This is a genomic window from Nocardioides panzhihuensis, from assembly GCF_013408335.1.
GTDB classification, from domain to species: domain Bacteria; phylum Actinomycetota; class Actinomycetes; order Propionibacteriales; family Nocardioidaceae; genus Nocardioides; species Nocardioides panzhihuensis.
The window spans coordinates 316,314-341,546 of sequence record NZ_JACBZR010000001.1 but is presented as its reverse complement, the minus strand read 5'-3'; the positions used below and the strand labels follow the sequence as shown (position 1 = coordinate 341,546).

Genomic DNA, 25,233 nt, shown 5'->3' with positions numbered 1-25,233 from the left:
TAAATGGCCGCTCGGATCCTGAGACGTGACCGCCGGAGGAAGAGGCGCGGGATCAGAGGTAGACCGACTTCAGCTCCGTGTACCGAGCCAGGCCCTCCGGACCGAACTCCCGCCCGATCCCGGAGGCCTTGAACCCGCCGAAAGGTGCCGCGAAGTCCATCGTGTAGGTGTTCACGCCGTACGTCCCGGCCCGCACCTGACGAGCGACCTCGAGCCCGGCCTCCTGATCGGCGGTCCACACCGTCCCGGCCAGCCCGTAGTCGGAGTCGTTGGCGATGCGCACGGCCTCCTCCACCGAGCCGTACGGGATCACCGAGAGGACCGGGCCGAAGATCTCCTCCTGGGCGATCCGCATCCGGTTGTCGACGCCGGCGAAGACGGTCGGGCGTACGTACCAACCGGTGTCCAGACCGGCCGGGCGACCGGTCCCTCCGGTGAGCAGCCGGGCGCCCTCCTCCTGGCCGAGGGCGATGTAGCTCTCGACCCGCTCCTGCTGGCGGCGCGCGACCATCGGTCCGATCTCGCTCTCCGGGTCCGACGGGTCGCCGACCTTCATCGCTGCGACCGTCTCCGCCAGGGCGCCGGCGATCTCGTCGTGGCGACCGACGGGGACGAGTACGCGGGTCTGGGCGACGCAGGCCTGTCCGGAGTTCATCAGCGCGGTGAACTTGAGGCCCTCCAGCGTGGCCGCGAGGTCCGCGTCATCGAGGACGATCGCGGCCGACTTGCCGCCGAGCTCGAGCGAGACCCGCTTGAGCCGCTCGCCGCACAGCGCGCCGATCCGCCGTCCGGCAGCGGTCGACCCGGTGAACGCGACCTTGTCGACGCCAGGGTGTGTGACCAGGTGCTCGCCCACCTCACGCCCCGCAGCGACGATGCTGACCACGCCCGCGGGCACCCCGGCCTCGATCAGCATCTCGGCGAGGAGGTTGGTGTCGAGCGGAGTCTCCGGAGCGGGCTTGATCACGATCGTGCAGCCGGCCAGCAGAGCGGGGATGAGCTTGGACAGCACGGTGAACTGAGGGACGTTCCAGGGCGCGATCGCGGCGACGACGCCGACCGGCTCGTGGCGTACGACGACGTCCGAGCCGAGCGCGCCGGTCCGCCGGGACTCCCAGGGGAACTCTCGCGCGATGGCAAGGAAGGCCTCGATCTGCATCCACGGCGCGGGCGCCTGGGCGAGGTTGCTGAACGAGATCGGCGAGCCCATCTCGGCGGTGATCACCTCGGCCATCTCGCCCAGCCTTCCGGCGTAGAGGCCCGAGAGTGCCTGGACGATCTCGATCCGTTCCTCCGGCGACATCCGGGGCCAGGGGCCCTCGTCGAACGCCTCACGCGCCGCGGCCACGGCGGCGTCGATGTCCTGCACCGAGCCTTCGGGGACCCGCGCCACCACCTCCTCGCTGTGCGGCGAGATCACGTCGATCGTCGCGTCCGTGGCAGGCTTGGTCCAGGCGCCGCCGATGAAGAGTGCATCGTGGTCGTAGGTCATCGTTCTCCTCAGAGTGCCGAACGTGCTCTCAGATCCGGTCGAACCAGTCGGTGAAGCCGGAGGGGCCGTGGCGGCCGAGGATCCCGTGCTCGAAGAGCCCCCAGCCGACGGCGCCGTCGGGATCCGCGACGCCAGGACCGTGCGCGACAGCGCGCCCGACGTGGTCGATGACCCCGAACGGCACCCGACCGGCGACCTCGGGCCCGTTCATGTCGTACGTCAGCCGCTCGGTGAACCCTTCGCCCTTCCAGACCCCGTGGGCCCAGTCGGTGTCGCCGCCGTAGCCGCCGCCCACGTGGATCGGCACGCCCAGGAGCGAGGAGACCTCGAGCACAAGCGGCTCCCCCGAAGGCGTGGTGCACGTGATCGTCGCCTCCTCAGGCAGACGCGTGCCGTCCCGGTAGTGGACCCGGACGTGCGGCCAGCCGAGCTGCTCGACGCGTCCGTCGGCGAACGTACGCGTGCAGTCGTTGAGGGTGCGATGGCCGTCCGGGGTCTCCTGGATGATCAGGACCACGGCGAAGTAGTCGAACCGCAGCGGCACGTAGAGCCACCACATCCCGTCGAACCCCGGGTCGGCAGGCTTGCCCGGCGGCAGCCCCTCCCCGGAGGGGCGGATGCCCCACGACCGGTCCCTGGTGCCGACCCATCGGTCAGGGGTGACCTCGATCCTCTGCCCGTCGACCTCGATCAGGCCCTCCCAGGTCCCGACCTGCGCAAACCGCTGTGCGTCGAGCACGGTAGCGGCCCCCTGCCGCATCACGTGCGGCTGCTCCTGGACCACGTCGAACGAGCCGGTCCAGTGCAGGTCGAGGGCGATCCCGTGGGTCTCCTCCATCACCAGCCGCAGCTTCCGCAGCGGCTCGGTGACCTCGATCCGGTACGCCCCGACCCGCTGCTCCATCCGGTCACCGCCGCGCGGGTCGGCTCCGTCGCCGAGGTGCACGGCGGTCTGCTCGTCGCCACGGCGGAGCAGGACGTACGCGTCCTTGGTCCCGAGGTTGGGATAGAACCCCATCCCGGTGATGAGGAAGAGATCGCCGGTGCGGTCGTGGGCGTTGAGGTAGCAGCGGTCGTAGAAGTTGCGGTCGCTGCTCCCCGCCCAGGCCACCGGCCGCGGTAGCTGGTGGATCGGATACTCGTCGAGCGGGCCGACACCGACGTACTCGCCGTGCGCCTCTCGACCGTCCTCGATGGCACTCATGCCGCCGCCTCCGTAGCGCAAGCGCCATCGTACGGATGCGGCAGCCTGAGGCCTGTGGTCGCTCGCTGACGCTCGCTCATGCCCCCACCTCGTCCAGCATCGCCGCGAACATCGCCCGGTGGTAGAGCACCGACTCCGGCTCCTCGGGCGCCTCGATCTCCCCGAAGTGGATCTGGCGAGCCGCGATCCGCAGGTAGATGACTCCCCACATGACCGCCGCGTGGACCTCGTGCCAGGTCAGGTCGCCGAGCTCGACACCGCTCGCGGCGGCGTACGCCTCACGGACCTCGTCGGCGGTGAGGAAGTCCGGCATCCCCGGCATACCCAGCATCGCGGCCAGGTCCTCGAAGATGCGGTGGGCGAAGATCATCCAGGTCACGTCCATCTCGCGAGGCCCGAGGCTGACCATCTCCCAGTCGAGGACGGCGACCGGCGAGAAGTCGCGGTAGATGATGTTGCCGATCCGCGCGTCCCCCAGCACAGCACCGGCTCGCCGCCATCTTCGGAGAGGTCAGTGCCGGGGAGGTTGGCCTCGAGCCAGGCCAGGCCTCGCTCGACCAGCGGCGAGCGGCCGCCCCACTCCTCGGCAGCGGAGGCGAAGGCGTACCAGGCCCCGGTCTTGGCCAGGTTGCGGGCGACCAGCGTCTCACCGTGGTGGCCGGCCGCGGCGGGGTCGAGGAAGCCGAAGTGCGAGGCGGCGTCGGGGATCCCGTGCAGCCCGGCCAGCACCTCGACCGATTGCTGCTGGAGCGCGGCCCGGTCCGCCGGCGAGGCGGCGAAGAGCCAGCTGTCGCCGAAGTTATAGGGCATCACGTCGGGCGGGACCACCCCATCGACTCGTTCCATCAGGAAGAACGGGGTCCCCAGGACCGAGCCGCTCATCTCAGCGAGCCCTACCTCCGGGACCGGCACAGCGGAGAGCGACCCGGCCAGCCGCATCGCGTCGTACTGCGCCTGCAGGTCATAGGTCGCGAAGACGGGGATGTCCTCCGGGCGGGGCGCGACCCGCAGGACGTACGCCTTCGTCCCCCGCTCGCCGCCCTCGGTCGAGGTGACATCGAGCAGGACGGTCTCGCTGGAGAGCCCGTTGGCGTCGATGCCGCCCAGGAGTGCGACCTCAGGATCGGCGCCGGGCGGGAGCGCCGTGGCCAGCCATTGCTCCAGCTTCGTGCCGAGCGCCGCGGGGTCGCGGCCCGATCGCTGGAAGGTCATGTCGGGCGGTGGGGGCGCCTGGGTCACGTGCTCCTCCTAGAGGCGTGTGAGTCAGATCACACGCCTCTAGATTGGTGGAACGCGTTCTAGTTTGTCAACGGTCAGAACTTGATCTTGGCCGGCGTCTCGGTGGGTGCAGCCTTGGAGACGAACGCCTTCCGCTTCGCAGCGAACCCATACCTGTCGTCGAAGATGTCCCGTGCCATCTCGGCCAGCTCGATGCTCTGGTAGTAGGACATCGGCATCGCCTCGGCACGGCGTGAGTCCCGGGCCGCCAGGGCCGAGTCGTACGCCTCCGGCTCGATACGACGCCGCGCGAGGTCGCGCAGCCAGCCGTCGAACTCGGTCGCGTCGCGCGGGCCGAGGTCGCTGACCATGCCGATGCGCCGGGCCTCGGTCGCTGAGATCGGCAGCTTCGCACCGAGCAGCTGGTCGGCGAGCTCGTTGCCGACCCGGCTCGGCAGGCCCCAGGTGTGCAGCTCGGAACCGAAGATGCCCATGTCGTAGTAGGGGTTCAGCACGACGCCCGCGCGCGCGACCGTGATGTCTGCGCAGAGGCCCGCCATCACACCGCCGGCGCCTGCGTTCGCAGTGAACGCGGCGATGGTCAGCTGCTCGGCCTCGGCGATCGCCAGGCAGAGCTCGTCGATGGCACGGATGTTGTCCCAGGCCTCGGCAGCCGGGTCATCCGCCGCCTCGATCACGCCGAGGTGGATGCCGTTGGAGAAGGCATGCTCGGTGCCGCGTACGACCAGGACCTTGGTGTCCTCGACGAGCGCCTTGCCGACCGCATCGGTCAGCCGTCGGCACTGCTGGGTGTGCATCGCGCCGCTGTAGGAGCGGATGGTGAGGAAGCCGACGTCGCCGTCGCGCTCATAGGTCGCCTCGGCCAGCGCATCGGGCATCTCCCGGAAGGGCGCGTGCTGGACATCGAGCACCCAGGCCGCCGGGAGCTTGGGGCCACGCTTCTTCTCGAGCGTCGCGGCGTAGCCGACCCACAGGGTGCCCTCGCCGGTGGCGAACGCGACCGCATCGGTGTCGACACCGACCACAGTGCCGGGCTTCACGTCGCCGTGCTGGTCGCGAGTCGTGGCGGCGTCGAAGAGGCAGTACGTCTTGCCGTCGACGGTCGCAGGAGCACCCGGAGCACCGTCAGCCGCCGCGATCCGCCGGGCGATCTCGGTGGCCGGTGCCGACCAGTCGATCTCAAAGGCCATGCGGCGCAGCAGCGGCAGCTCGCCCGTGCCCTCGACCTCCGCCGGCCACTCCTCGGCAGGCTTCGGCGCCTCCCCCGCCACGACCATCCGGAGGACCTCCGCAACACAGTCCATCGCAGCGTCGGCCACCGGGCCGTTGTAGAGCGCGCTCTTCGCGATCGGGACCTCGGGCATCTCGAAGGTCTTGGTCGCCCAGACCGGGCCGGCGTCCATCTCCTCGACGGCGGACAGCGCGGTCACGCCCCAGCGGTCGCGACCGTCGAGCGTCGCATGGTCGAGCGAGGACGGACCACGGTCGTCGATCGGTCCCGGGTGGATCACGACGGTCGGGTAGCGGTCCCAGACCTGCTCCGGCACCCGGTGCTTGAGGAACGGGCACAGGATCAGGTCGGGCTCGATCGCATCGACCGCCGCCACCAGGGAGGGATCGTCGTGGACCGGGGCCAGCAGGACACCGACGTCGTGGCCGGACTCCTTCAGATCGCACCAGACCCGTTGGGTCAGGCCGTTGAACGCGGAGACGAGCAGCAGAATACGCATGTGGGGGAGTGTCCTTCTCCTAGGTAGCCCGAACAGACCTCTTATCCCCCGAGGGGTATTTATCCCCCGAGGGGTGTCACTGTATCGAGCGCGCCCTGCCGAGTGCACGTCGGCGTCCAGAAGAGGGACGGAAGACCCTGATGCACTTCGGACCGCTCCCCCGGCGCCGCGCTGGGCACCACACCGGTGCCTTGCCGCCGCCTGCAAGGATGGCTCTGTCAGGAGGGGGAGCATGACAACAGTCGACCCGATCAGCGGGGGACGCAGCACCATCGCAACCGTCCGGTCGTTGCCCGACCCCTCCGGTGAACACAACCTGATCACCGGGCTCGTCGATCTCGTCGAGGCGAGCAGCGACGAGATGGCGCGTGAGCTGGCCAAGTTCCGGATGCGCTACAAGTTCGCGATCGACGAGGTCTCGACCAAGATCGCGATCCTGCGCGAGGAGTTCGAGCACGCCCACGACCACAGCCCGATCGAGCACGTACGCACCCGGCTCAAGTCGCCCGACAGCCTGCTCGCGAAGGCGCGCAAGATCGGCTGCCCGCTCACCCTCGACGCTGTCGAGCAGAACATCCGCGACATCGCCGGGATCCGGGTGGTGTGCCCGTTCGTCTCCGACGTCTACTGGATCATGGAGATGCTGAGCAGCCAGTCCGATGTCGACGTCGTCGAGGTCGAGGACTACATCGCCGAGCCCAAGGCCAACGGCTACCGCAGCCTCCACCTGATCATCAAGGTGCCGGTCTACCTCTCCGACCGCGCAGTGGACGTGCCGGTCGAGCTGCAGATCCGCACCATCGCGATGGACTTCTGGGCCAGCGTCGAGCACTCGATCTACTACAAGTACGACGGCACCGTCCCCACCTCGCTGCGCGACGAGCTCGGCGCCGCGGCCCGCACCGCGGCAGACCTCGACGCCACCATGGCCAGGCTCCGCAGCGAGGTCCACGGCGCGGTCCATGGTCCGATCGGCTGAGCCGGGCCCGCCGATGAAGGACGTACACGTGCAGCCGGGCCCCGGCCTGCCCGAGGGACTCGTGATCCCCGACTCCGAGCTGGTCGAGCGGTTCTCCCGCTCCCCCGGCCCCGGAGGGCAGTCGGTCAACACCACCGACTCCCGGGTCGAGCTGGAGTGGGACCCGGCGTCCTCCGGCGTTCTCGACGAGGCGCAGCTCGCGCGCATCCGGAGCCGGTCGACCGGCCCGATCGTCGTCGTCTCCCACGAACAACGGTCCCAGCACCGCAACCGGATGGCTGCCCGCGAACGCCTCGCGATGCGCGTCCGCGACCTGCTGGCCCCGCCACCACCGGCCCGCCGCCCCACCAGGCCGACCCGTGGCTCCAAGGAGCGCCGTCTCGACGCGAAGCGCCAGCGCGGCCAGACCAAGCAGCTCCGCGGCCGAGTCCAGGACTAGCCGAAGCGTCACTCCCGTCGGCCGAAGCGTCACGTACGTCGGCCGAGGCGTCACCCAGGTGACGCCTCGTTTCGCCGGAGCGACGCTTCGACCGTCGGGAGTGACGTCTCGGCGACGTACGAATCTTCTCGGGGTCAGGCGGGGTCGGGGTCGGTGGCCAGCCGGGCGTGGGTCTCGGTGTCGTAGCGGACGCCGTCGTACAGCAGCTTCTGCCGCTCGCGGCCCTCGACGAGGAAACCTGCCGAGGTCGCGACACGGCACGAGCCGGGATTGTCGACCCGGTGACCGGTCTCTAGGCGGAACAGGCCGAGCTCGTCGAAGCAGTGCTTCGCCAGCAGCTTCAGACCGGTGCCGCCGACGCCCTTGCCGCGATGCTCCTCGAGGGTCCAGTAGGAGATCCAGCCGATGCCGTGAACGCGCAGCTGGGTCGTGACCCGCATCTGACCGAGGACGTCGTCTCCGTCGACGACGGCGAAGGTGTGGGCCCGGTCAGCTTCCGCCTCCTCCGCCCAGTCCGCGATCAGCCGCTCGGCGTCCTCAACGGTGGCCACGTCGCCGGGCCTCTCCGTCGCCATCCCCGCCCCGCCGTACGCCGCGAGCAGAACCCCCGCGTCCGACGCCTGCCACTTCCGGAGCCGAAACCCGTCATCTCCCATGGCGCACACCATAGTGCGGACGCCAGAGCGACCGATCGGTCACAGGGTCGACTGGATACCAGCGAGCAGCTGGCGGGCCATGACGATGCGCTGGACCTGGTTGGTGCCCTCGTAGATCTGGGTGATCTTGGCGTCGCGCATCATCCGCTCGACCGGGTAGTCGCGGGTGAAGCCGTAGCCGCCGAGGAGCTGGACGGCGTCGGTGGTGACCTGCATCGCGACATCGCTCGCGAACGCCTTGGCCGCGGCACCGAAGAAGGTGAGGTCCTTGTCGCCGCGCTCGGAGCGCCCGGCGGCGGCGTAGGTGAGCTGGCGGGCGGCCTCGATCTTCATGCCCATGTCGGCGATCATGAACTCCAGGCCCTGGAACTCCGCGATCGGCTTGCCGAACTGCTTGCGCTCCTTCATGTAACCCAGCGCGTAGTCCAGCGCACCCTGAGCGACACCGACGGCCTGGGCCGCGATGGTGATGCGAGTGTGGTCGAGGGTCTGCATGGCATAGGTGAAACCCATGCCCTCCTCACCGATGATCCGGTCGGCGGGGATGCGTACGTTGTCGAAGTAGACCTCACGCGTCGGGCTGCCCTTGATGCCCAGCTTCTTCTCCGGGGCACCGAACGAGACGCCCTCGTCCGACTTCTCCACGACGAACGCAGAGATGCCCTTGGAACGCATCGAAGGGTCGGTCACGGCCAGGACGGTGTAGTACTCCGAGACACCCGCGTTGGTGATCCAGCGCTTGACGCCGTTGAGCACCCAGAAGTCGCCGTCGCGTACGGCCCGGGTCTTCTGGTTGGCCGCGTCCGAGCCCGCGTCGGGCTCGGAGAGGCAGTAGGAGAAGTTGCCCTCGCCGGCCGCGAGCTTGCCGAGGTACTTCTTCTTCAGCTCCTCGGAGCCACCGATCTGCACCGGCAGCGAGCCGAGCTTGTTCACGGCAGGGATCAGCGAGGCCGAGACGTCCGCGCGGGCGATCTCCTCGATGACCAGGACGGTCGCGAGCGCGTCTGCCCCGACACCGCCGTACGCCTCCGGCACGTGCGGCGCGAAGAACTCGGTCTCGACCAGCGCGTCGTGCGCCTCCTGCGGGTAGCGAGCCTCCTCGTCGACCGCAGCCGCGGCCGGCGCGATCTTGGCGTCGCAGATCTCGCGGATGGCCTTGCGGATCTCCTGGTGCTCCTCGGAGAGGGCGAACAACGGGTAGTCAGCGCTCATGTGTCGCAGTTTATGACCATTAACTACTCACGGGTAATGCCGGCGCTCCGGAATCCTCCGGCCCGCCGTCTCGTTACACCGACATGACTGCCGCATGGCTCGACTCCGACACCATCGACAACCTCCTCGACGACAGCGAGACGTGGGCCGTGGTCGGCCTCTCGGGCGACCCCTACCGGACCGCCTACTCGATCGCGCAGGAGCTCCAGCAACACGGCAAGCGGATCATCCCGATCCACCCCGGCGCCGCAGCCGAGGGCAAGGAGGTGCTCGGCGAGAAGGTCTACGCGACCCTGGCCGAGGCCGCCGCGGCCGTCGGGAAGATCGACGTCGTCGACGTCTTCCGCCGCTCCGAGGCGGCCGGTCAGTTCGCCGACGAGGCCGTGGCCATCGGCGCGGGCGGCGTCTGGTTCCAGATGGGCGTGGTCGACGAGGCCGCCTTCGAGCGCACCGCTGCTGCCGGCGTACCGATGGTCATGGACACCTGCCCCAGCAAGATCTGGTTCGAACGGCAGCGCGCTCAGGCCTGACCCGTCTCTTCCTGAACCCACCGAACCCCCGGCGGCGAGGCGATCTCACGCTCGCCGGCGCTGAGCAGAAGCTGCATGAGCGCCAGCGCCGCTCGTGACATCGGCCGCCGCGGGTCGTGGATGAGACAGATGTCGCGCTCGACCACCGGAGCGACCAGAGGCCGCACCACCACGTCGGCGAACATCATCATCGGCAGCACCAGGCTGGGTGCGGCGGAGACGCCGAGCCCAGCAGCAACGAGACCCGCGACGGCACCGATGTTGCGCGCCTCGGTCAGCGCCCCGGTCCGAGTGCCCGTCTCTGTCAGCACCCGGTCGACGTAGCTGCGGATGCTCGAGATCCGCTCGAAGGCGACGAACGGCTGACCCGCCAGATCGGCCCACCGGAGCTCCTCCTCGGCCGCGAGCGGGTGACCAGCCGGCAGCACGGCCGCGAAGGCATCGACGGCGATGTGGCGTACGGCCAAGGTGGCCGGCACACGGGCGGCGACCGAGACGGCGAGGTCGACCTCGCCACGGACGACGAGGTCGAGGACCTCCCCGGAGAAGCCGTCCTTCACCGACACCGCGACCTCGGGGTGACCCCGGCGGAACGCGGCGAGCACGGGCGGCAGCATCGAGCCGGCGAGGGACGGGAGCGCGGCCACGGAGACGGCGCCTCGGGTGCCCGCCAGATAGCCCTCGAAGTGGTTGAGCGCGGCGTCGAACTCCGCGACGAGCCGCCGCGCGGTCGCGAGGAACGCCTCCCCCTCCAGAGTGGGACGCACCCGGCGCGTCGTCCGCTCGAAGAGCGGCACGCCGATCCGCTGCTCGACCTCCTGCACGGTGCGGCTGAGGGACGACTGGGCCACGTGCAGCTCACGCGCAGCGGGCGTGTAGCCGCCCGCGTCAGCGACGGCGATCACCACCCGAAGGTGACGCAGAGTCAGATCGATGCTCACAGCACATCAATCTATCGGGTATTGGTGTTGGACAGGAACAAGTGATTGTCATCACACTCGTGTCCATGCTCTCCCTCATGGGCTTCGTCACCGTCGCGGTGATCCTCGCCCTCCTCCTGACCAACCGAGTCGCGGCGGTAGTCGCGCTGGCCGGTGTCCCTGTCCTCACCGCGCTCGTCGCCGGGTTCTCCCCCACCGAGATCGGCGAGTTCGTCGCCGGTGGTCTCGGCGGGGTCGTCGGCGTCGTGGCGATGTTCGTCTTCGCGATCGTGTACTTCGGCCTGATGCGCGACGCCGGGATGTTCGACCCGATCATCCGCCGCATCGTCGCCTTCGCCGGGAACGCACCCGTCACCGTCTGCCTCGCCACGACGACCCTCGCGATGGCCGCCCACCTCGACGGTGCCGGGGCGACCACCTTCCTGATCACCATCCCGGCGATGCTGCCGCTCTTCGACCGGCTCGGCATGAGCCGACTGGTCCTCACCACCTGCGTCGGCCTCGGCGCCGGCGTCATGAACCTCGTCCCCTGGGGCGGCCCCACCGCTCGGGCAGCGGCCACCTCGGGCGTACCGGCCAACGAGCTCTGGGTCCCGCTGATCCCCGCCCAGCTCGCCGGCATGGTCGCCGTCCTGGCCATCGCGTGGTTCCTCGGCCGGCGCGAGACCCGCCGGCTCGCCGCAGTGCCTGTCGACGCCTCCGACGGCACCGAGGAGCGCCCGGAAGCCGACGGTCCGCTCGACGGCATCGCCACCCTCAGTCCCGAGGAGCAGGCGCTGCGTCGTCCCCGCCTGTTCTGGGTCAACGTCGCCCTCACCGTGGCGGTCATCGCAGCTCTGGTCAGCGCCGCGGCCACACCCGAGCTGGTCTTCCTCATCGCCGTCGTGGTGGCGCTGCTCATCAACTATCCGGGGCTCAGGAACCAGACCGATCGAATCGAGGCGCACGCCAAGGGCGCGATGCTGATGGCGACCACGCTGATCGCGGCCGGCGTCTTCCTGGGCGTCCTCGACGGCAGCGGCATGATCGAGGCGATGGCCGAGACCGCCGCCGGCGCGCTTCCCGACGGAGCGGCTCCGGTGCTCCCGGTCCTGATCGGCGTGCTGGCCGTGCCGCTCAGCCTGGTGTTCGGTCCGGACCCCTACTACTTCGGCGTCCTCCCGGTCCTGATCAGCGTCGGCGAGCTCCACGGCATCGCCGCGGCCGACATCGCCCAGGCCTCGATCATCGGCGAGGAGACCGTCGGCTTCCCGATCAGCCCGCTCACCGGCTCGTTCTACCTGCTGGTCGGTCTGGCAGGTGTCGACATCGGCAAGCACATCCGGCACCTCATCGGCTGGGCGTGGCTGGTCTCCCTGGTCATGCTCGCGGTCGCGCTGATCACCGGCGTCATCCCGGTGTGGGCCGCATGATCCGGCTGGGAGCGGGCGCCGGATTCGCCGGCGACCGGATCGATCCCGCCGTCGAGCTGGCCCGAGAGGGCGCGCTGGACTACCTCGTCTTCGAATGCCTCGGCGAGCGGACCGTGGCGGCCGGGCAGCTGCGTCGCCTCACCGACCCCGACAGCGGATACGACCCGCTGCTGGAGGCGCGGATGCGCGCCGTCCTTCCCGTGATCGAGCCCGGCGGCACCCGGATCATCACCAACTCCGGCGCCGCCAACCCGCTCGCGGCCGGTCACCGCGTCGCCGCCGTTGCCAAGACGCTGGGCCGACCCACCCGGGTCGCCGTCGTCACTGGCGATGACGCCCTGGAGGCCGTACGCCGCCTCGACCCCATCGTGTGGGAGACCGGCGAACCGCTCTCCCGGTGCGCGGACGAGCTGGTCTCGGCCAACGCCTATCTCGGCGCCGACGGGATCCGACAGGCACTCGCCGAGGACCCCGACGTCGTGGTCACCGGCCGGGTCGCGGACCCGGCGCTCTATCTCGGGCCGCTGCAGCACGAGTACGGCTGGGCCTCGGACGACTGGCAACGTCTCGCCGCCGGCACCGTGGTCGGTCACCTCTTGGAGTGCGCCGGCCAGCTCACCGGAGGCTACTTCGCCGACCCCGGCACCAAGCCGGTCCCTGGCCTGGCCCGACTCGGCTTCCCCTTTGCCGACGTACGCCCCGACGGCACGGCCACGCTCGGCAAGGTCGCCGGGAGCGGTGGCCGGCTCGACGTGCGGACCGCCACCGAGCAGCTGCTCTACGAGGTCGACCGCCCGGATGCGTATCTCACCCCCGACGTGGTCGCCGACTTCTCCGGCGTCTCGTTCCAGCAGGCAGGCCCGGACCGGGTCGAGGTCGCCGGCGCGAGCGGCGCCGCGAGGCCGGACGAGCTGAAGGTCACCCTCGGCTTCCGCGGCGGCTGGCTCGGCGAGGGACAGATCTCCTACGCCGGCCCGCGCGCCCTGGCACGGGCGGAGCTGGCGGCCGAGATCGTCCGCGAGCGCCTGACCGCCGTGCACGACATCGCCCCGGAGGCGATCGGTGTCGAGCTCATCGGTGCCGGTGCCGCGTTCCGCGGGCTGGCGCCGGCGAGCGAGCCGCTCGAGGTGCGCCTCCGCGTCACCGCCCGCACGACCGACGCCGCCCGGGCGCACACGGTCGGCTGGGAGGTCGAGTCGCTCTACACGAACGGACCTGCTGGCGGCGGCGGAGCGCGCTCCGGCACGCAGCAGAGCCTGGTGGTCCGGTCGTGCCTGGTGCCCCGCGACCTGGTCTCCCCGACCGTGACCATGATGGAGGAGCGATGAACGAGCTGACCGTCGACGACCTCGCCGACGTGCGCGCCGGCGACAAGGGAGACACCCTGATCCTCGCCGTGCTGCCACGTGACGTAGAGGCGTACGCCCTCCTCGAACGCTCGCTCACGCCGGAGGCGGTCGCCCGTCACTTCGCCGTCACCGATCCCGTCGTGCGCACCGAGCTCCCGCATCTTCCGGCGCTGGTCTTCCGGGTCCCCTCGATCCTCGCCGGCGGCGTGACGGGCCACTCCGGTCTCGACGGCCACGGCAAGACCCTCGGCTATCACCTGCTGATGCTCCGCCTCGAAAGGACCCTCTGATGCTCCGACGCACCTTCGCCGCGACCATGGCAGCCGCAGCCGTCGTCGCCACCCTCGGGATCGCACCGGCGGGCGCAACCACCGACCGGCCTCCCACCGACCCGTTCTTCGGCTATGCGCGAGCCGCGACGTACGACGTCGTCCGTGAGGATGTGCGCGTCCCGGTCCGTGACGGCAGCACGCTGGCCTGTCAGCTCTACCGACCTGGTACGTCGACGACCGCTCCGGCACCGGGCGAGTTCCCGGGCATCGTCTACGAGTTCACCGCATACGCCTCGAACGCCGCGGCGTTCGGCCAGGGTGCGGCCTACTTCGTGGAACGTGGCTACAACGCGCTGGTCTGCCAGGTGCGCGGCTCCGGAGCCTCGCCGGGCGAGCTCGACCCGTTCAGTCCGCAGGAGCAGCGCGACAACTACGACGTCATCGAGTGGCTGGCCGACCACCCCGGCTCGACCGGTGACATCGGCCAGATGGGGCTCAGCTACGGCGGCCACGCAACCCTGCTCGCCGCGGTGAACCAGCCGCCGAGCCTCCGCGCGATCATCCCGATCAACGGGCTGAGCGACTGGTACGAGAACACGATCTACCGCGGCGGGATCCCCAACGCCCAGATCCGCAGCTGGCAGGCGAGCACGGCTCCAGGCACCCTCGTGACCTATCCGCAGCACCCGACGTACGACGACTTCTGGCGGGGTCGCAGCGTCAAGTCGCGTTGGGACCGGCTCACCGTGCCCACCTTGGAGATCAACGGCTGGTACGACCGGTATCGCGACGGGATGGTCGGCAACTTCCTCGCCCAACCCGACAACGTCTGGCTCGTGTCCGGCCCCTGGCAGCACGGCTACCCCGAGGGTCAGCACGCCGACATCGGCCGCGGCGGCTACCTGGCCTGGTGGGACCGTTGGCTGCGGCACGACCAGAGCGCGCCGCTGCCGAGAGCCAAGGTCACCTCCTACGAGATCCCCGGACCGGGAGCCGGTGAAGGGTGGCAGCAGTACGCCCAGTGGCCGCCCGCGGGGACCGACGAGGTCGACCTGGCACTGACCTCGGAGGGTGGTCTGCGCCCAGGTGGTGGCCGCCCCGCGATGCGGGAGTTCTCGGTCAACACCGAGACCACGGGCCCGGAGGCTCACGAACGGCTTCTCTTCCGCAGCCGCCCCGTAGCACAGGACGTGGTCGTGGCGGGCAGCATCGAGGCGACGATCCGGGCCTCGTTCACCGCCGCCGAGGGCCACCTGGCGGTCGTCGTCTACGACGAGCGGCCCGACGGCACCAGGACCCGAGTCACCGAGGGCTGGCTCAAGGCCAGCCACCACCGATCGCACTCCGATCCGCTGCCGGTGCGGCCGGGACAGACCTACGACCTCGGGGTGCACGTCTTGCCGACGCACTACCGTCTGACCGCCGGGCATCGGCTGGTCGTCCGCCTCTCCAGCGACGACTACCCGGAGATCGACTCGGTGGCCCCGGCCGGGCGCGTGTCCGTCGAGGTCGGCGCCCGCGGATCACGCCTGACCGTGCCGGTTCTCGACGGTGAACTCGGCTGACCGCGCTCGCCCTCAGGGCTCGAGGGTCATCGTGCGGAGGTGCTCGTAGATGACCGAGGTCTCGACGTCCGCGACCTCGGCTCGCGAGGTGAGCCTGTCGATCACGAAGGCATAGAGCGCATCGTTGTCCGCCACCGCGACGTGGACGATGAAGTCCATCCGGCCGGAGGTGACGAACACGCCGATGGCCTCGGGGAGCGCGCCGACCCAGTCGCGGAAGGACTCGATGTTGGCGCGCGAGGGCGGCCGGATGCGTACGGCGACCAGGGCCTGCACGCCGCGGTCGATCTGGCGGAGATCGACGTCCAGGTAGGCGCCGCGGATCAGGCCGCGACGCTGCATCGCCCGCGCGCGGTCGTGCACGGTGGTCGCCGAGACGCCGACTTCGGCGGCGATGTCTCGCAGGCTCCGCCGTGCATCCATCGCCCAGGCAGCCAGAATCTGACGGTCGACTTCATCCATGCCCGGCAGAATATCCGATCTGGCTGACATTGCACGGTGTGATTGCGTGCAGTCCTGACGTTCCTCAGACTTGGCGTCGAATCAGTTGACGAATGACAGGAGCTGAACGATGAGCGCAGGTGTCGAGACGGCGACGATCGGGTTCGCCCCGGACGAGATCGACCAGTCCGCGAACACGCGGGATGTGTTCTACAAATGGGTGGTCGTGGTCGACCAGGGCCTCCCCGCCGGTCGCGCCGTCAACGCGGCCGTCTGCGTCGCCGGCGCGACCACGCAGCGTACGACGGGACTTCTCGGCGAGGACGCGACCGATGCTGACGGTTCGGCGCATCCGGGCCTGCCGTGGATCGGTTGCACGGTGCTGGGTGCCCCGAGCCAGCGGCTGACCGACATCCGGCGTCAGGCGGTCGCCCAGCCGGGTGTCGCCGTGGTCGACATGCCCACCCAGGCGCAGCACACGAGGGTGTACGACGACTATCTCTTCGCTGTCGGGACCAGTCGCGGCGCCGACCTGTCCTACTCCGCGATCAGCCTCTTCGGCCCTCGCCGAATCGTCGACAAGCTGGTCAAGGGGCTGTCGTTGCTGCCCTGACGCTCAGGATCGGGTGGCGTTGCGGACGACCTCGCCCTTCGCTGCCGCCAGCTCAGCCAGGGACTTCTCGTACGCCACCAGCTTCTGCTGCAGCTCGGGGTCGGAGACACCGAGGATGCGGGCGGCGAGGATGCCGGCGTTCTTGGCGTTGCCGATGGCGACGGTGGCGACCGGGATGCCGCCGGGCATCTGGACGATCGACATCAGCGAGTCCATGCCGTCGAGATACTTGAGCGGCACCGGGACACCGATGACGGGCAGCGGGGTGACCGAGGCGAGCATGCCTGGGAGCGCGGCCGCACCGCCCGCGCCGGCGATGATCACCGAGAGGCCGCGGCCGGCGGCCTCTCGGCCGTAGTCGAGCATCTCCTGCGGCATCCGGTGGGCCGACTTCACGTCGGCCTCCCACTCGATGCCGAACTCGTCGAGAAGCTCGGCCGCCGCCTTCATCGTCGGCCAGTCGGAGTCGGACCCCATCACGATTCCTACACTTCGCGTGCGCATGGGGACAGGCTATGTGGCGGCGTACGTCACGGGCGTCATCGGTCCGACCTTCGCCCGTCATCTCGATGTCGGTGCAGCCCGCTAGGGTCATCCGACGCCGACCTTGCAGTCCCCCGCGACCCCCACAAAGGCAGATGGATCCAGCTACGAGCACCGATGTCGTCGTCAGCGCGCCACCGACCCGGGCCGCGGTCGAACGGTTCACCGGTCTGAGCAAGGCGGAGCGCAAGGCGCTCCCGTCCCGGCTGCGCCAGGTCTCGTCCTGGTCCAGACAGGCGGCGTCGGCGACCGGTGCGCGGGCCGAGATCGAACGGGAGGCAGCCGAGGCGGTCGACCACTACCGGGCGAGCGCGGCCGAGCTCAAGCGGGCGGCGCAGGTGGCGTGGCGCAGCATCGCGCTCGACCGGAGCGACGGGCCGCGGCTGGCCGCGATCGCGCGACGTCACGCGCTCGACCCCGTCGACGAGGCCACCCAGGAGCTCGTCACCGCGCTGGCCGATGTCGCCGGCGACATCGCGCAGGCGAAGAAGGCCTACGGCGCGCGCCGCCTGCTCCTGCGCTCGAGCCGCCGCGAGGAAGCGGAGCTGGCCGGCAGGCGGGTGCTCGACGTTCACGAGTGGGCGAGCGAGGTCCGCGCGCCCCGGCTGCTGGGCGAGCTGACCAAGCTGCCGGACCGGCGCCGGGTCCGGATCCGCGAGGCGCTGCTGCCGAGCGTCGGCCTCCTGCCTGCCCTCGAGAGCGTCGGCTCGGACGCGGTCCTCTCCCACCGCAAAGGCATCCTGGTCCTGCGCAACGAGGGCGAGGCGCTCAACGAGGCCAGGCGCTCCGAGGAGCCCGCTCGCCGGGCCGCGACCGAGGCCGGCAACGCGGTCAGGAGCGCCGACACCGACACCGCGGTCAGGTCGCTGCCGGTGGAGGAGCTGGCCGATCTCGTACGCATCGAGTCTCTCCTCGAGGCCGGGATCCGCACCGTCCACGAGGTGATCCGCCCCACCTCTGACCTGCGCGCGCTGCCCGGCGTGGGCCCTGCCACCGCGATGCGGATGCAGGAGGCGGCGCAGGCCCTGTGGCAGCGCACCTACGACGAGATGCCGCTCGCCATCGACAACGAGGTCCGCACCGCGGCAGCCACCAGGCTGCTGGCGCGTCTGGCGGAGTGGGAGGCTGGGCGGCGTACGAAGGATGCGGGGGCGGAGCTGGCGCTGGTCCAGTCGCTGCGGCCGCTGACCCGGTCCCTCACTCAGCCGTCCAAGGGGGGCGCGAGGTTCTATCTGATCCTGGCCGGCGCGGCCAGCCTCGATGACTTCCAGGGCGCGCTGCGCGCGATCGCGCATCGGGCCGAGATGGCGCGCCGGGTGCGTCCGGGCAACCGGCCCGCCGACCCCTGGGAGGACTTCCAGAGGCGACCGGCCGACTACTACGCGATGCTCTCCGAGCTCGGCTTCCTCACCGAGGACGAGGACAAGATCCATGGCGACCTGTCGGCCGAGATCGTCGAGGCGGTCCGCGCGCAGGAGCTGCGCACCAACAACCTGACCGCCTCGCTGCGCGGCTACCAGCACTTCGGCGTCCGCTTCGCGCTCGTACAGATGAAGGTGATCATCGGCGACGAGATGGGGCTCGGCAAGACTCTCCAATCGCTGGCGGTGCTCGCCCACCTGCATGACATGGGCGCGTCGCACACGCTGGTGGTCTGCCCGGCCGCCGTGGTCACCAACTGGGTGCGCGAGACCGACTCGAAGACGACCCTGATCCCCCACCGGCTCCACGGCAACCGGCGGCTGAAGGCCGCCAAGGTCTGGGTCGAGCAGGGTGGCGTCGCGGTGACCACCTACGAGACCCTCAACGCGATCGAGCCGCTCCTCGACCAGGTCGAGGTCGCCTGCGTCGTGGTCGACGAGGCACACATGATCAAGTCGCCCCGGACGCAGCGCACCGAACGCGTACGCCGGGTGCTGGACTCCTCCGAGCGCGCCATCCTGCTCACCGGGACCCCGATGGAGAACCGCATCGAGGAGTTCCGCAACCTCGTCTCCTATCTCCGCCCCGACCTGCTGCTCTCCGCGGACGAGTTCAACCCCCACCGGTTCCGCAAGCAGGTCGCGCCCGTCTACCTGCGCCGCAACCAGGAGGACGTGCTCACCGAGCTGCCCGGCCTCGTCGAGGTCGAGGACTGGCTGCCGCTGTCGGCGGCCGACGAGCGGGCGTACGCCGCGTGCGTCCGCGACGGCAACTTCATGGCGATGCGCCAGGCCGCGATGCTCCAGGGCACCTCGTCGGCGAAGGTCGAACGGCTGGTCGAGATCGTCGGCGAGGCCGAGGAGAACGGCCGCCGCGTGATCGTGTTCTCCCACTTCAGGAAGGTCCTCGACAACCTGGTCACGCTGCTCCCGGGTGACGTCTTCGGGCCGCTCACCGGGTCGGTGCCGGCCGAAGAGCGCCAGAAGATGGTCGACGAATTCTCCGCCGCCGGCCACGGCGCGGTCCTGGTCAGCCAGATCCTCGCCGGCGGCGTCGGCCTCAACATCCAGTCGGCCAGCGTCGTCGTCATCTGCGAGCCCCAGCTCAAGCCGACCATCGAGTGGCAGGCGATCGCCCGCGCCCGCCGGATGGGTCAGCTCCGGTCGGTCCAGGTCCACCGCCTGCTCTCCGAGGTCGGCGTCGACCAGCGCATCCACGACATCCTCGCCGCCAAGGCCGAGCTCTTCGACGACTTCGCCCGGGTCAGCGCCACCGCGGCCAGCAGCCCCGAGGCGTACGAGACCTCCCACCCCGACGACGCGGTCACCGCCCTCGCATCCGAGGCCTCCGACGCCGAGATCGCCCGCGACGTCGTCGCCACCGAGCGCCATCGCCTAGGCATCTGACCCCAGCCGAGGCGTCAGGTACGTCGGCCGAGGCGTCACTAACGCTGGACGAGTTGGCACCGGTGTGACATCTCGGCCGACCTGAGTGACGTCTCGGCCGACGCGCGTGACGTCTCGGCCGACGCGGGTGACGTCTCGGCGGCTAGTCCGAGTCGTTGCCGAGATCGCCCTGGAACCAGTCGGCGGCGTGGCGGGCGCGCTCGAGGCAGTCGTCGAGGTCGTCGCCGTAGACGTTGACGTGGCCGACCTTGCGCCCCGGGCGCATCTCCTTGCCGTAGAGGTGGACGCGGAGGTGGGAGTCGCGGGCCATGGCGTGCGGGTAGCCGTCGTAGAGGCGGCCGACGTTCTCCCTGGTCGAGCCGAGGATGTTGACCATCACCGACCACTTCGCGCGGGGCGCGGGAGAGCCCAGCGGAAGGTCCATCACCGCACGCAGATGGTTCTCGAACTGCGAGGTGACGGCACCGTCCTGGGTCCAGTGGCCGGTGTTGTGAGGACGCATGGCGAGCTCGTTGACCAACAGCCGGCCGTCGACGGTCTCGAACATCTCGACCGCCAGGATGCCGACGACGCCGAGCTCGCCCGCGATGCGCAGCGCGATCTGCTCACCCTCGACAGCGAGCTCGGGCGAGAGGTCGGGCGCCGGAGCGATGACCTCCTTGCAGACGCCGTTCTCCTGGTAGGTGTGCACGACCGGGTACGCAGCGGCCTGGCCGCTCGGCGAACGGGCGACGATCGCGGAGAGCTCTCGGCGGAAGTCGACCAGCTCCTCGGCCAGGACCTGGACCCCCGCCTCCTCCGCGACGCGGAGCGGCTCGGCGACATCGGCGACGCCGCGTACGACCCAGACGCCCTTGCCGTCGTAGCCGCCACGAGTGGTCTTGAGCACGCACGGGAAACCGAACGACTCGATCTCGGCGACGGAGGAGACGATGGCGTTACGCGGACACGGGATGCCGAGCTCGGTCAGTCGGGAGCGCATGACGCCCTTGTCCTGGGCGTGCACGAGGGCGTCAGGCCCTGGCCGGACCGCTACGCCGGCGGCCGAGAGCGCATGCAGGTGCTCGGTCGGGACGTGCTCGTGGTCGAAGGTGACCACCTCGCAGCCCTCGGTGATCTTCTTCAACGTGTCCAGGTCGCGGTAGTCGCCGACCATCTGGTCGGGGATGACCTGAGCTGCCGACACACCCTCGCCCTCGGCGAGGAGCCGGAGCGGGAGGCCGAGCGCGATTGCGGGCTGAGCCATCATGCGGGCCAGCTGGCCGCCGCCGATGATCGCAAGTGTCGGTGCGAGGGTCACGACGACAGGGTAATGAGCCTGCCCCGCCGGGGCCGATTTCGCGGATCCCCCTCACGCTATCCGCGAAACCCGACCCCCGGCAGGTGAACGAAGGTCAGGCCTTCTCGAAGCGCAGGCCCTTGCCGCGCAGAGTGGTGATCAGATGGGGCTTCCGAGGGTCGTCGCCCAGCTTCCGACGCACCCATCCCAGGTGGACGTCGATGGTCTTCGACGAGGTGTAGAAGGTCGCGTTCCACACGTCCCTCATCAACTCGTCACGGGAGACGACGTTGCCAGCCCTCTTGATCAGGGCATGAACCAGGTCGAACTCCTTGCGAGAGAGCGTCAGCTCCTCATCGTTCCGCCATGCTCGCCGCGTCTCGGGGTCGAGCTTGATCTCCTGTACCTCGATCATGAGATCGACATTAGGGAGGTAAAGAGCCCTTGGCAAAGGATTGCACGATATTGCCAGTGACATCTTCATGCCACACTGCAACGAATTGGGCATGACAAACGTGCACCCCCGAATGGCGCTCTCCACCATGCCCACGAAGGCATGGCCAGGTAAAGCGGTCAGGGCTTGCCGTTGATCTACTGTTAACTACAACGGAACGTGAACAGATCCGTGAAATTGCAGGTCAGAGGCGCCCTGAAAGGTAACGACTCAGACACGACGGACGGCGACGGGCTCCACGATCCCGAAGCCCCGCACCGGCCGAGCGGCCAGTCGCCGGGTCTCGAACTCGTCCTCGGGCATGGACCCGGCAGTCGCCTCGTCGACGATGATCCGGTTGCGGCGGGCGACAGCGGTCAGCCGCGCGGCCATGTTCACGGGCGGCCCGAAGACGTCCCCCAGACGCGAGACGACGTTGCCGGAGGCCAGCCCGACACGTACGTCCGGCATCCGCGGGTCGCGGCCGATCACGTTGATGATCCCCTCGGCGGTGCCGTAGGCCTGCAGCGGGTCGTCGTTGACGAAGAGCACCGAGTCACCCAACGACTTGATGATCCGTCCGCCCCAGGTCGCGACCACGTCCGCGCACCGCGATTCGAAGAGCTCGACCAGGTCGCCGATCTTCTCCTCGGTCAGCGTGTTCGACAGCGCGGTGAACGAGACGATGTCGGCGAACCCGACGGTCTGCCAGACCGTGCCGAGCTGCTCCTCGGGTCCAGCGATCGACGCCTCGGCCCGGGCGAGCGCGGCGCGCATGTGCCGGCGCCAGGCGAAGATCATCATCTCCTCGAAAGCGCTCTCGAACTGCTCCGAGACCGAGACGGTCGCCTTCAGCATCTCGGCAGGCGTACGGTCGTCCTCGTCCTGCGTCTCGACGTGGTGCAGCAGCGCGGAGACCTCGTAGTCGGAGAGTCGTGCCATCGACTGTCCGATACCGCGGGTCAGGTTGACGACCAGGTCGAAGCTCACCAGCCCGTTGCCGGCGATCTCGTTGGCCTTCGTGAGGGCGTTCACGTCTGCCTCATCGAAGAACGCCTCGTCGTCCCCGATCTCCGGGAACCCCAGAGCGCGCCACAGACGTTTCGCCTGTTCCAGGCTCACGCCTGCCTTCTCGGCGACCTCCGCCGAGGTCAGGTTGACGGGCTGCTTCGATTTCGCCACGAACCGATCATGCCATCCGGCTCGTCACGACCGCCGGTCACGAGCCCGGTCGAGCGCCCTTGTCACGACCGCGGACGGAGCCGGGCATGGATCACGTCACCCGCGCCGACCACCCGCGGCCCCTCGTCAGTCGCGATGACCAGCCGGCCGGAGTCGTCGATCGCGGTGGCCACGCCCTCCCATACATCGCCGCCCGGCAGCTCGGCCCGCACCTGCTCACCGACGGTCACCGACAGCTCGCGGTAGCGACTGACGAGCTCCTCGGGCTCCGACCCCCAGATCTCGTACGCAGCCCCGAGCTCCGCCAGCAACGCGGCCAGCACCTCGGTCCGATCGACGGGTGCGCCGCTCTCGAGCTCCAAGGAGGTGGCGTTCTCGATCGGCAGCTCCTCGCGGGTCTGCGAGGTGTTGAGCCCGAACCCGATGACGGCCGCCGCCCCAGGCTCGGTGGTCGAGCTTGTCGAGACCTCGATCCGCTCGATCAGGATCCCGCACACCTTGCGACCCTCGATGAGCACGTCGTTGGGCCACTTCAGCCCCGCTGCGTACCCCATCTTCCGCAGCGCGGAGGCGACGGCGACGCCGGTCATCAGCGGCAGCCACGGCCACCGCTCCACCGAGATCGACGGCGAGGGCCGCAGCAGTGCGGAGACGGCCAGTGCCGAGCGCGCCGGGGTCGTCCAGCCCCTGTCGAGCCGCCCGCGGCCCGCGGTCTGGTGCTCGGTGGTGACCACCAGACCCGGCGCCTCGCCCGAACGCGCTCGCGCCGCCAGCGCGGCGTTCGTCGAGGGCGTCTCGTCGAGGATCTCGACCCGCCAGCCGCCCGGTAGCGCACCGAGCCGGGCGTGGTCAAGTGACGGGCGTCGCATCGCAGATGGTGGCACGGGCATTAGATTGGCCCCCGCACCGCCCGAAGTCCAAAGGAGCAACGTGAGCGAGCGTCAGCGAGCAACCCATCAGATCATCACGCGGCCGCGTCCGTATATTGGCGCTAGCGCTACGGAGGTGGCCGCGTGAGCGCCGAAGCAACCCCTCAGCCCGAGATCGACCTGCACACCACTGCCGGGAAGCTAGCCGAGCTGGAGCGTCGTCTCGACGAGGCCGTCCACGCCGGCTCCGCCAAGGCTGTGGAGAAGCAGCACGCCAAGGGACGCCAGACCGCCCGCGAGCGCATCGACATGCTGCTCGACGAGGGCTCCTTCCAAGAGGTCGACGAGCTGGCCCGTCACCGTTCCACGGCGTTCGGGCTGGAGAAGAACCGTCCCTTCGGCGACGGCGTGGTCACCGGCTACGGCACCATCGAGGGCCGTCAGGTCTGCGTCTTCTCCCAGGACTTCACCGTCTTCGGCGGGTCGCTGGGTGAGGTCTACGGCGAGAAGATCACCAAGATCATGGACCTCGCCATCAAGACCGGCTCCCCCCTGATCGGGATCAACGAAGGCGCCGGGGCGCGCATCCAGGAGGGCGTCGTGTCCCTGGGGCTCTACGGCGAGATCTTCAAGCGCAACGTCCACGCGAGCGGTGTGATCCCGCAGATCAGCCTGATCATGGGCAACTGCGCCGGCGGCCACGTCTACTCCCCGGCCGTCACCGACTTCACGATCATGGTCGACAAGACCTCCGGCATGTTCATCACCGGCCCCGACGTCATCAAGACCGTCACCGGCGAGGACATCACCATGGAAGAGCTCGGCGGCGCGCTGGCCCACAACTCCAAGTCCGGTGTGGCCCACTACATGGGCACCGATGAGTCCGACGCGATCGAGTACGTCAAGGCGCTGCTCTCCCACCTGCCCTCCAACAACATGGAAGAGCCCCCGGCGTTTGAGGAGACCGCGGACCTGGAGATCTCCGACCTCGACCGCGAGCTGGACACCTTCATCCCCGACGGCGGCAACCAGCCCTACGACATGCACGAGGTCATCTCCCACATCGTCGATGACGAGGAGTTCCTCGAGGTCCAGGCGCTGTGGGCGCCCAACATCATCATCGGCTACGCCCGCATCGAGGGCCGCCCGGTCGGCATCGTGGCCAACCAGCCGATGCAGTTCGCCGGCTGCCTCGACATCGACGCCTCCGAGAAGGCCGCCCGCTTCGTCCGCACCTGCGACGCCTTCAACGTCCCCGTCATCACCTTCGTCGACGTGCCCGGCTTCCTGCCCGGCACCGACCAAGAACACAACGGCATCATCCGCCGCGGCGCCAAGCTGATCTACGCCTACGCCGAAGCGACCGTCCCACTGGTCACCATCATCACCCGCAAAGCCTACGGCGGCGCCTACGACGTGATGGGCTCCAAGCACCTCGGCGCCGACATCAACCTCGCCTGGCCCACCGCCCAGATCGCGGTCATGGGCGCCCAAGGCGCAGCCAACATCATCCACCGCCGCACCCTGGCCGAGATGGAAGCCTCCGGCATCAGCACCGACCAGGTCGAGGCCAAACGCGCCGAGCTGATCGACGAGTACGAGACCACCCTGGCCAACCCCTACATCGCCGCCGAACGCGGCTACATCGACGCCGTCATCCCACCCCACGAGACCCGCGCCGAAGTCACCCGCGCACTCCGACTCCTGCGCACCAAACGCGAGACCCTCCCCGCCAAGAAGCACGGGAACATCCCGCTGTGACCGGCCAGGCTGACGAGAAGAACGTGGACGACCAGAAGCCCCTGCTCAAGGTCATCGACCAGAACGCAACCCCCGAGGACGTGGCCGCGATCGTGACCGTCTTCTCGGCCCTGGGCTCGGCGGGCGAGGCGCCGAAGAAGAAGCCACGCTCCCTCTGGGCGGCTCCGCAGCTGCGTACGCCCGTCCACCCCGGTCCCAACGCCTGGCGCGCCAGCGGTCTGCCTCGCTGACGAGGACCGCGACGTAATACGGGGCTCCTGAGAA

The 25,233-nt window shown here is 69.6% G+C and carries 25 protein-coding genes; 11 read left to right on the top strand and 14 right to left on the bottom strand.

Going from position 1 to position 25,233, the window contains the following annotated elements:
* Positions 1-52: 52 nt before the first annotated feature.
* The 5 genes from BJ988_RS01530 to BJ988_RS01515 form a co-directional block, all read right to left on the bottom strand.
* On the bottom strand, positions 53-1,492 hold the full coding sequence (locus BJ988_RS01530) for an aldehyde dehydrogenase (RefSeq protein ID WP_179656360.1): 1,440 nt from the start codon (positions 1,490-1,492) through the stop codon (positions 53-55).
* A gap of 28 nt (positions 1,493-1,520) precedes the next feature.
* Positions 1,521-2,696, bottom strand: a complete 1,176-nt coding sequence (locus BJ988_RS01525; RefSeq protein WP_179656359.1) for an Rv3169 family protein — start codon at positions 2,694-2,696, stop codon at positions 1,521-1,523.
* Between the two features lie 76 nt (positions 2,697-2,772).
* Positions 2,773-3,177: a phosphotransferase gene (locus BJ988_RS30835; RefSeq protein ID WP_343051396.1), complete on the bottom strand. Its 405-nt coding sequence runs from the start codon at positions 3,175-3,177 to the stop codon at positions 2,773-2,775.
* The gene (locus tag BJ988_RS01520; RefSeq protein WP_343051394.1) at positions 3,072-3,935 is read right to left on the bottom strand and encodes a phosphotransferase family protein; all 864 of its coding nucleotides are present in this window, start codon (positions 3,933-3,935) and stop codon (positions 3,072-3,074) included. Before BJ988_RS01520 ends, BJ988_RS30835 begins: the two co-directional genes overlap by 106 nt.
* A 74-nt stretch (positions 3,936-4,009) precedes the next feature.
* Positions 4,010-5,665 carry an enoyl-CoA hydratase-related protein gene (locus BJ988_RS01515; RefSeq protein WP_179656358.1) on the bottom strand — a complete coding sequence of 552 codons (1,656 nt, stop codon included), beginning with the start codon at positions 5,663-5,665 and terminating at the stop codon, positions 4,010-4,012.
* A 232-nt stretch (positions 5,666-5,897) separates the two neighbouring features.
* On the opposite strand from BJ988_RS01515, the gene BJ988_RS01510 reads away from it, so the two are divergent.
* Both BJ988_RS01510 and arfB read left to right on the top strand, forming a co-directional pair.
* A complete protein-coding gene (locus tag BJ988_RS01510; RefSeq protein ID WP_246321381.1) occupies positions 5,898-6,644 on the top strand; it encodes a GTP pyrophosphokinase in 747 nt (248 codons plus the stop codon).
* Positions 6,628-7,083 (top strand): alternative ribosome rescue aminoacyl-tRNA hydrolase ArfB, encoded by a 456-nt coding sequence (gene arfB, locus BJ988_RS01505; RefSeq protein ID WP_343051393.1) that lies wholly within the window; start codon positions 6,628-6,630, stop codon positions 7,081-7,083. The genes BJ988_RS01510 and arfB overlap by 17 nt, the downstream gene beginning before the upstream one ends.
* A 134-nt stretch (positions 7,084-7,217) precedes the next feature.
* Here arfB and BJ988_RS01500 read toward each other — a convergent pair whose 3' ends face one another.
* Positions 7,218-7,739: a GNAT family N-acetyltransferase gene (locus tag BJ988_RS01500; protein ID WP_218860497.1), complete on the bottom strand. Its 522-nt coding sequence runs from the start codon at positions 7,737-7,739 to the stop codon at positions 7,218-7,220.
* A gap of 39 nt (positions 7,740-7,778) precedes the next feature.
* Positions 7,779-8,951: an acyl-CoA dehydrogenase family protein gene (locus BJ988_RS01495; RefSeq protein WP_179656356.1), complete on the bottom strand. Its 1,173-nt coding sequence runs from the start codon at positions 8,949-8,951 to the stop codon at positions 7,779-7,781.
* A gap of 83 nt (positions 8,952-9,034) precedes the next feature.
* On the opposite strand from BJ988_RS01495, the gene BJ988_RS01490 reads away from it, so the two are divergent.
* Complete coding sequence (locus tag BJ988_RS01490) at positions 9,035-9,481, top strand: CoA-binding protein (RefSeq protein WP_179656355.1); 447 nt, start codon at positions 9,035-9,037, stop codon at positions 9,479-9,481.
* Here the strand turns inward: BJ988_RS01490 and BJ988_RS01485 are convergent.
* A complete protein-coding gene (locus tag BJ988_RS01485; RefSeq protein ID WP_179656354.1) occupies positions 9,472-10,422 on the bottom strand; it encodes a LysR substrate-binding domain-containing protein in 951 nt (316 codons plus the stop codon). The two genes, BJ988_RS01490 and BJ988_RS01485, sit on opposite strands and share 10 nt — an antisense overlap.
* Positions 10,423-10,463: 41 nt before the next feature.
* Between BJ988_RS01485 and BJ988_RS01480 the strand changes: the two genes are divergently transcribed.
* The 4 genes from BJ988_RS01480 to BJ988_RS01465 are packed head-to-tail and all read left to right on the top strand — an operon-like array spanning position 10,464 to position 15,020.
* Positions 10,464-11,834, top strand: coding sequence for a CitMHS family transporter (locus tag BJ988_RS01480; protein ID WP_343051391.1), 1,371 nt, complete (start codon positions 10,464-10,466; stop codon positions 11,832-11,834).
* Positions 11,831-13,162 (top strand): acyclic terpene utilization AtuA family protein, encoded by a 1,332-nt coding sequence (locus tag BJ988_RS01475; RefSeq protein ID WP_179656352.1) that lies wholly within the window; start codon positions 11,831-11,833, stop codon positions 13,160-13,162. Before BJ988_RS01480 ends, BJ988_RS01475 begins: the two co-directional genes overlap by 4 nt.
* Positions 13,159-13,473: an AtuA-related protein gene (locus tag BJ988_RS01470; RefSeq protein ID WP_179656351.1), complete on the top strand. Its 315-nt coding sequence runs from the start codon at positions 13,159-13,161 to the stop codon at positions 13,471-13,473. The genes BJ988_RS01475 and BJ988_RS01470 overlap by 4 nt, the downstream gene beginning before the upstream one ends.
* Positions 13,473-15,020, top strand: a complete 1,548-nt coding sequence (locus BJ988_RS01465; RefSeq protein WP_179656350.1) for a CocE/NonD family hydrolase — start codon at positions 13,473-13,475, stop codon at positions 15,018-15,020. The genes BJ988_RS01470 and BJ988_RS01465 overlap by 1 nt, the downstream gene beginning before the upstream one ends.
* Before the next feature lie 12 nt (positions 15,021-15,032).
* Here the strand turns inward: BJ988_RS01465 and BJ988_RS01460 are convergent, their stop codons facing one another.
* Positions 15,033-15,482: an Lrp/AsnC family transcriptional regulator gene (locus BJ988_RS01460; protein ID WP_179656349.1), complete on the bottom strand. Its 450-nt coding sequence runs from the start codon at positions 15,480-15,482 to the stop codon at positions 15,033-15,035.
* Between the two features lie 109 nt (positions 15,483-15,591).
* On the opposite strand from BJ988_RS01460, the gene BJ988_RS01455 reads away from it, so the two are divergent.
* The gene (locus tag BJ988_RS01455; RefSeq protein ID WP_179656348.1) at positions 15,592-16,074 is read left to right on the top strand and encodes a DUF2000 domain-containing protein; all 483 of its coding nucleotides are present in this window, start codon (positions 15,592-15,594) and stop codon (positions 16,072-16,074) included.
* A gap of 3 nt (positions 16,075-16,077) precedes the next feature.
* On the opposite strand, the gene purE is transcribed toward BJ988_RS01455, so the two are convergent.
* Positions 16,078-16,578 (bottom strand): 5-(carboxyamino)imidazole ribonucleotide mutase, encoded by a 501-nt coding sequence (gene purE / locus BJ988_RS01450; RefSeq protein WP_179656347.1) that lies wholly within the window; start codon positions 16,576-16,578, stop codon positions 16,078-16,080.
* Positions 16,579-16,712: 134 nt separating this feature from the next.
* Between purE and BJ988_RS01445 the strand changes: the two genes are divergently transcribed.
* Positions 16,713-19,445 carry a DEAD/DEAH box helicase gene (locus BJ988_RS01445; protein ID WP_179656346.1) on the top strand — a complete coding sequence of 911 codons (2,733 nt, stop codon included), beginning with the start codon at positions 16,713-16,715 and terminating at the stop codon, positions 19,443-19,445.
* 142 nt (positions 19,446-19,587) lie between these two features.
* On the opposite strand, the gene BJ988_RS01440 is transcribed toward BJ988_RS01445, so the two are convergent.
* The 4 genes from BJ988_RS01440 to BJ988_RS01425 form a co-directional block, all read right to left on the bottom strand.
* Complete coding sequence (locus BJ988_RS01440) at positions 19,588-20,745, bottom strand: 5-(carboxyamino)imidazole ribonucleotide synthase (protein WP_179656345.1); 1,158 nt, start codon at positions 20,743-20,745, stop codon at positions 19,588-19,590.
* Positions 20,746-20,839: 94 nt separating this feature from the next.
* Positions 20,840-21,139 carry a winged helix-turn-helix domain-containing protein gene (locus tag BJ988_RS01435; RefSeq protein WP_229788189.1) on the bottom strand — a complete coding sequence of 100 codons (300 nt, stop codon included), beginning with the start codon at positions 21,137-21,139 and terminating at the stop codon, positions 20,840-20,842.
* A gap of 249 nt (positions 21,140-21,388) precedes the next feature.
* Positions 21,389-22,339, bottom strand: coding sequence for an adenylate/guanylate cyclase domain-containing protein (locus tag BJ988_RS01430; protein WP_179656343.1), 951 nt, complete (start codon positions 22,337-22,339; stop codon positions 21,389-21,391).
* A 62-nt stretch (positions 22,340-22,401) separates the two neighbouring features.
* Positions 22,402-23,223 carry a biotin--[acetyl-CoA-carboxylase] ligase gene (locus tag BJ988_RS01425; protein WP_343051389.1) on the bottom strand — a complete coding sequence of 274 codons (822 nt, stop codon included), beginning with the start codon at positions 23,221-23,223 and terminating at the stop codon, positions 22,402-22,404.
* A gap of 129 nt (positions 23,224-23,352) precedes the next feature.
* Here BJ988_RS01425 and BJ988_RS01420 point away from each other — a divergent pair, with 129 nt between their 5' ends.
* Together BJ988_RS01420 and BJ988_RS01415 are read left to right on the top strand one after the other, a co-directional pair.
* Positions 23,353-24,969 (top strand): carboxyl transferase domain-containing protein, encoded by a 1,617-nt coding sequence (locus BJ988_RS01420; protein ID WP_179656342.1) that lies wholly within the window; start codon positions 23,353-23,355, stop codon positions 24,967-24,969.
* Positions 24,966-25,199 (top strand): acyl-CoA carboxylase epsilon subunit, encoded by a 234-nt coding sequence (locus tag BJ988_RS01415; protein WP_179656341.1) that lies wholly within the window; start codon positions 24,966-24,968, stop codon positions 25,197-25,199. Before BJ988_RS01420 ends, BJ988_RS01415 begins: the two co-directional genes overlap by 4 nt.
* Positions 25,200-25,233 lie beyond the last annotated feature (34 nt).

Coding starts and splice junctions, on each gene's coding strand:
- BJ988_RS01530 (WP_179656360.1), bottom strand. CDS start 1,492: ATGACCTACGACCACGATGCACTCTTCATCGGCGGCGCCTGGACCAAG.
- BJ988_RS01525 (WP_179656359.1), bottom strand. CDS start 2,696: ATGAGTGCCATCGAGGACGGTCGAGAGGCGCACGGCGAGTACGTCGGT.
- BJ988_RS01515 (WP_179656358.1), bottom strand. CDS start 5,665: ATGCGTATTCTGCTGCTCGTCTCCGCGTTCAACGGCCTGACCCAACGG.
- BJ988_RS01510 (WP_246321381.1), top strand. CDS start 5,898: ATGACAACAGTCGACCCGATCAGCGGGGGACGCAGCACCATCGCAACC.
- arfB (WP_343051393.1), top strand. CDS start 6,628: ATGGTCCGATCGGCTGAGCCGGGCCCGCCGATGAAGGACGTACACGTG.
- BJ988_RS01500 (WP_218860497.1), bottom strand. CDS start 7,739: ATGGGAGATGACGGGTTTCGGCTCCGGAAGTGGCAGGCGTCGGACGCG.
- BJ988_RS01495 (WP_179656356.1), bottom strand. CDS start 8,951: ATGAGCGCTGACTACCCGTTGTTCGCCCTCTCCGAGGAGCACCAGGAG.
- BJ988_RS01490 (WP_179656355.1), top strand. CDS start 9,035: ATGACTGCCGCATGGCTCGACTCCGACACCATCGACAACCTCCTCGAC.
- BJ988_RS01475 (WP_179656352.1), top strand. CDS start 11,831: ATGATCCGGCTGGGAGCGGGCGCCGGATTCGCCGGCGACCGGATCGAT.
- BJ988_RS01470 (WP_179656351.1), top strand. CDS start 13,159: ATGAACGAGCTGACCGTCGACGACCTCGCCGACGTGCGCGCCGGCGAC.
- BJ988_RS01465 (WP_179656350.1), top strand. CDS start 13,473: ATGCTCCGACGCACCTTCGCCGCGACCATGGCAGCCGCAGCCGTCGTC.
- BJ988_RS01460 (WP_179656349.1), bottom strand. CDS start 15,482: ATGGATGAAGTCGACCGTCAGATTCTGGCTGCCTGGGCGATGGATGCA.
- BJ988_RS01455 (WP_179656348.1), top strand. CDS start 15,592: ATGAGCGCAGGTGTCGAGACGGCGACGATCGGGTTCGCCCCGGACGAG.
- purE (WP_179656347.1), bottom strand. CDS start 16,578: ATGCGCACGCGAAGTGTAGGAATCGTGATGGGGTCCGACTCCGACTGG.
- BJ988_RS01445 (WP_179656346.1), top strand. CDS start 16,713: ATGGATCCAGCTACGAGCACCGATGTCGTCGTCAGCGCGCCACCGACC.
- BJ988_RS01435 (WP_229788189.1), bottom strand. CDS start 21,139: ATGATCGAGGTACAGGAGATCAAGCTCGACCCCGAGACGCGGCGAGCA.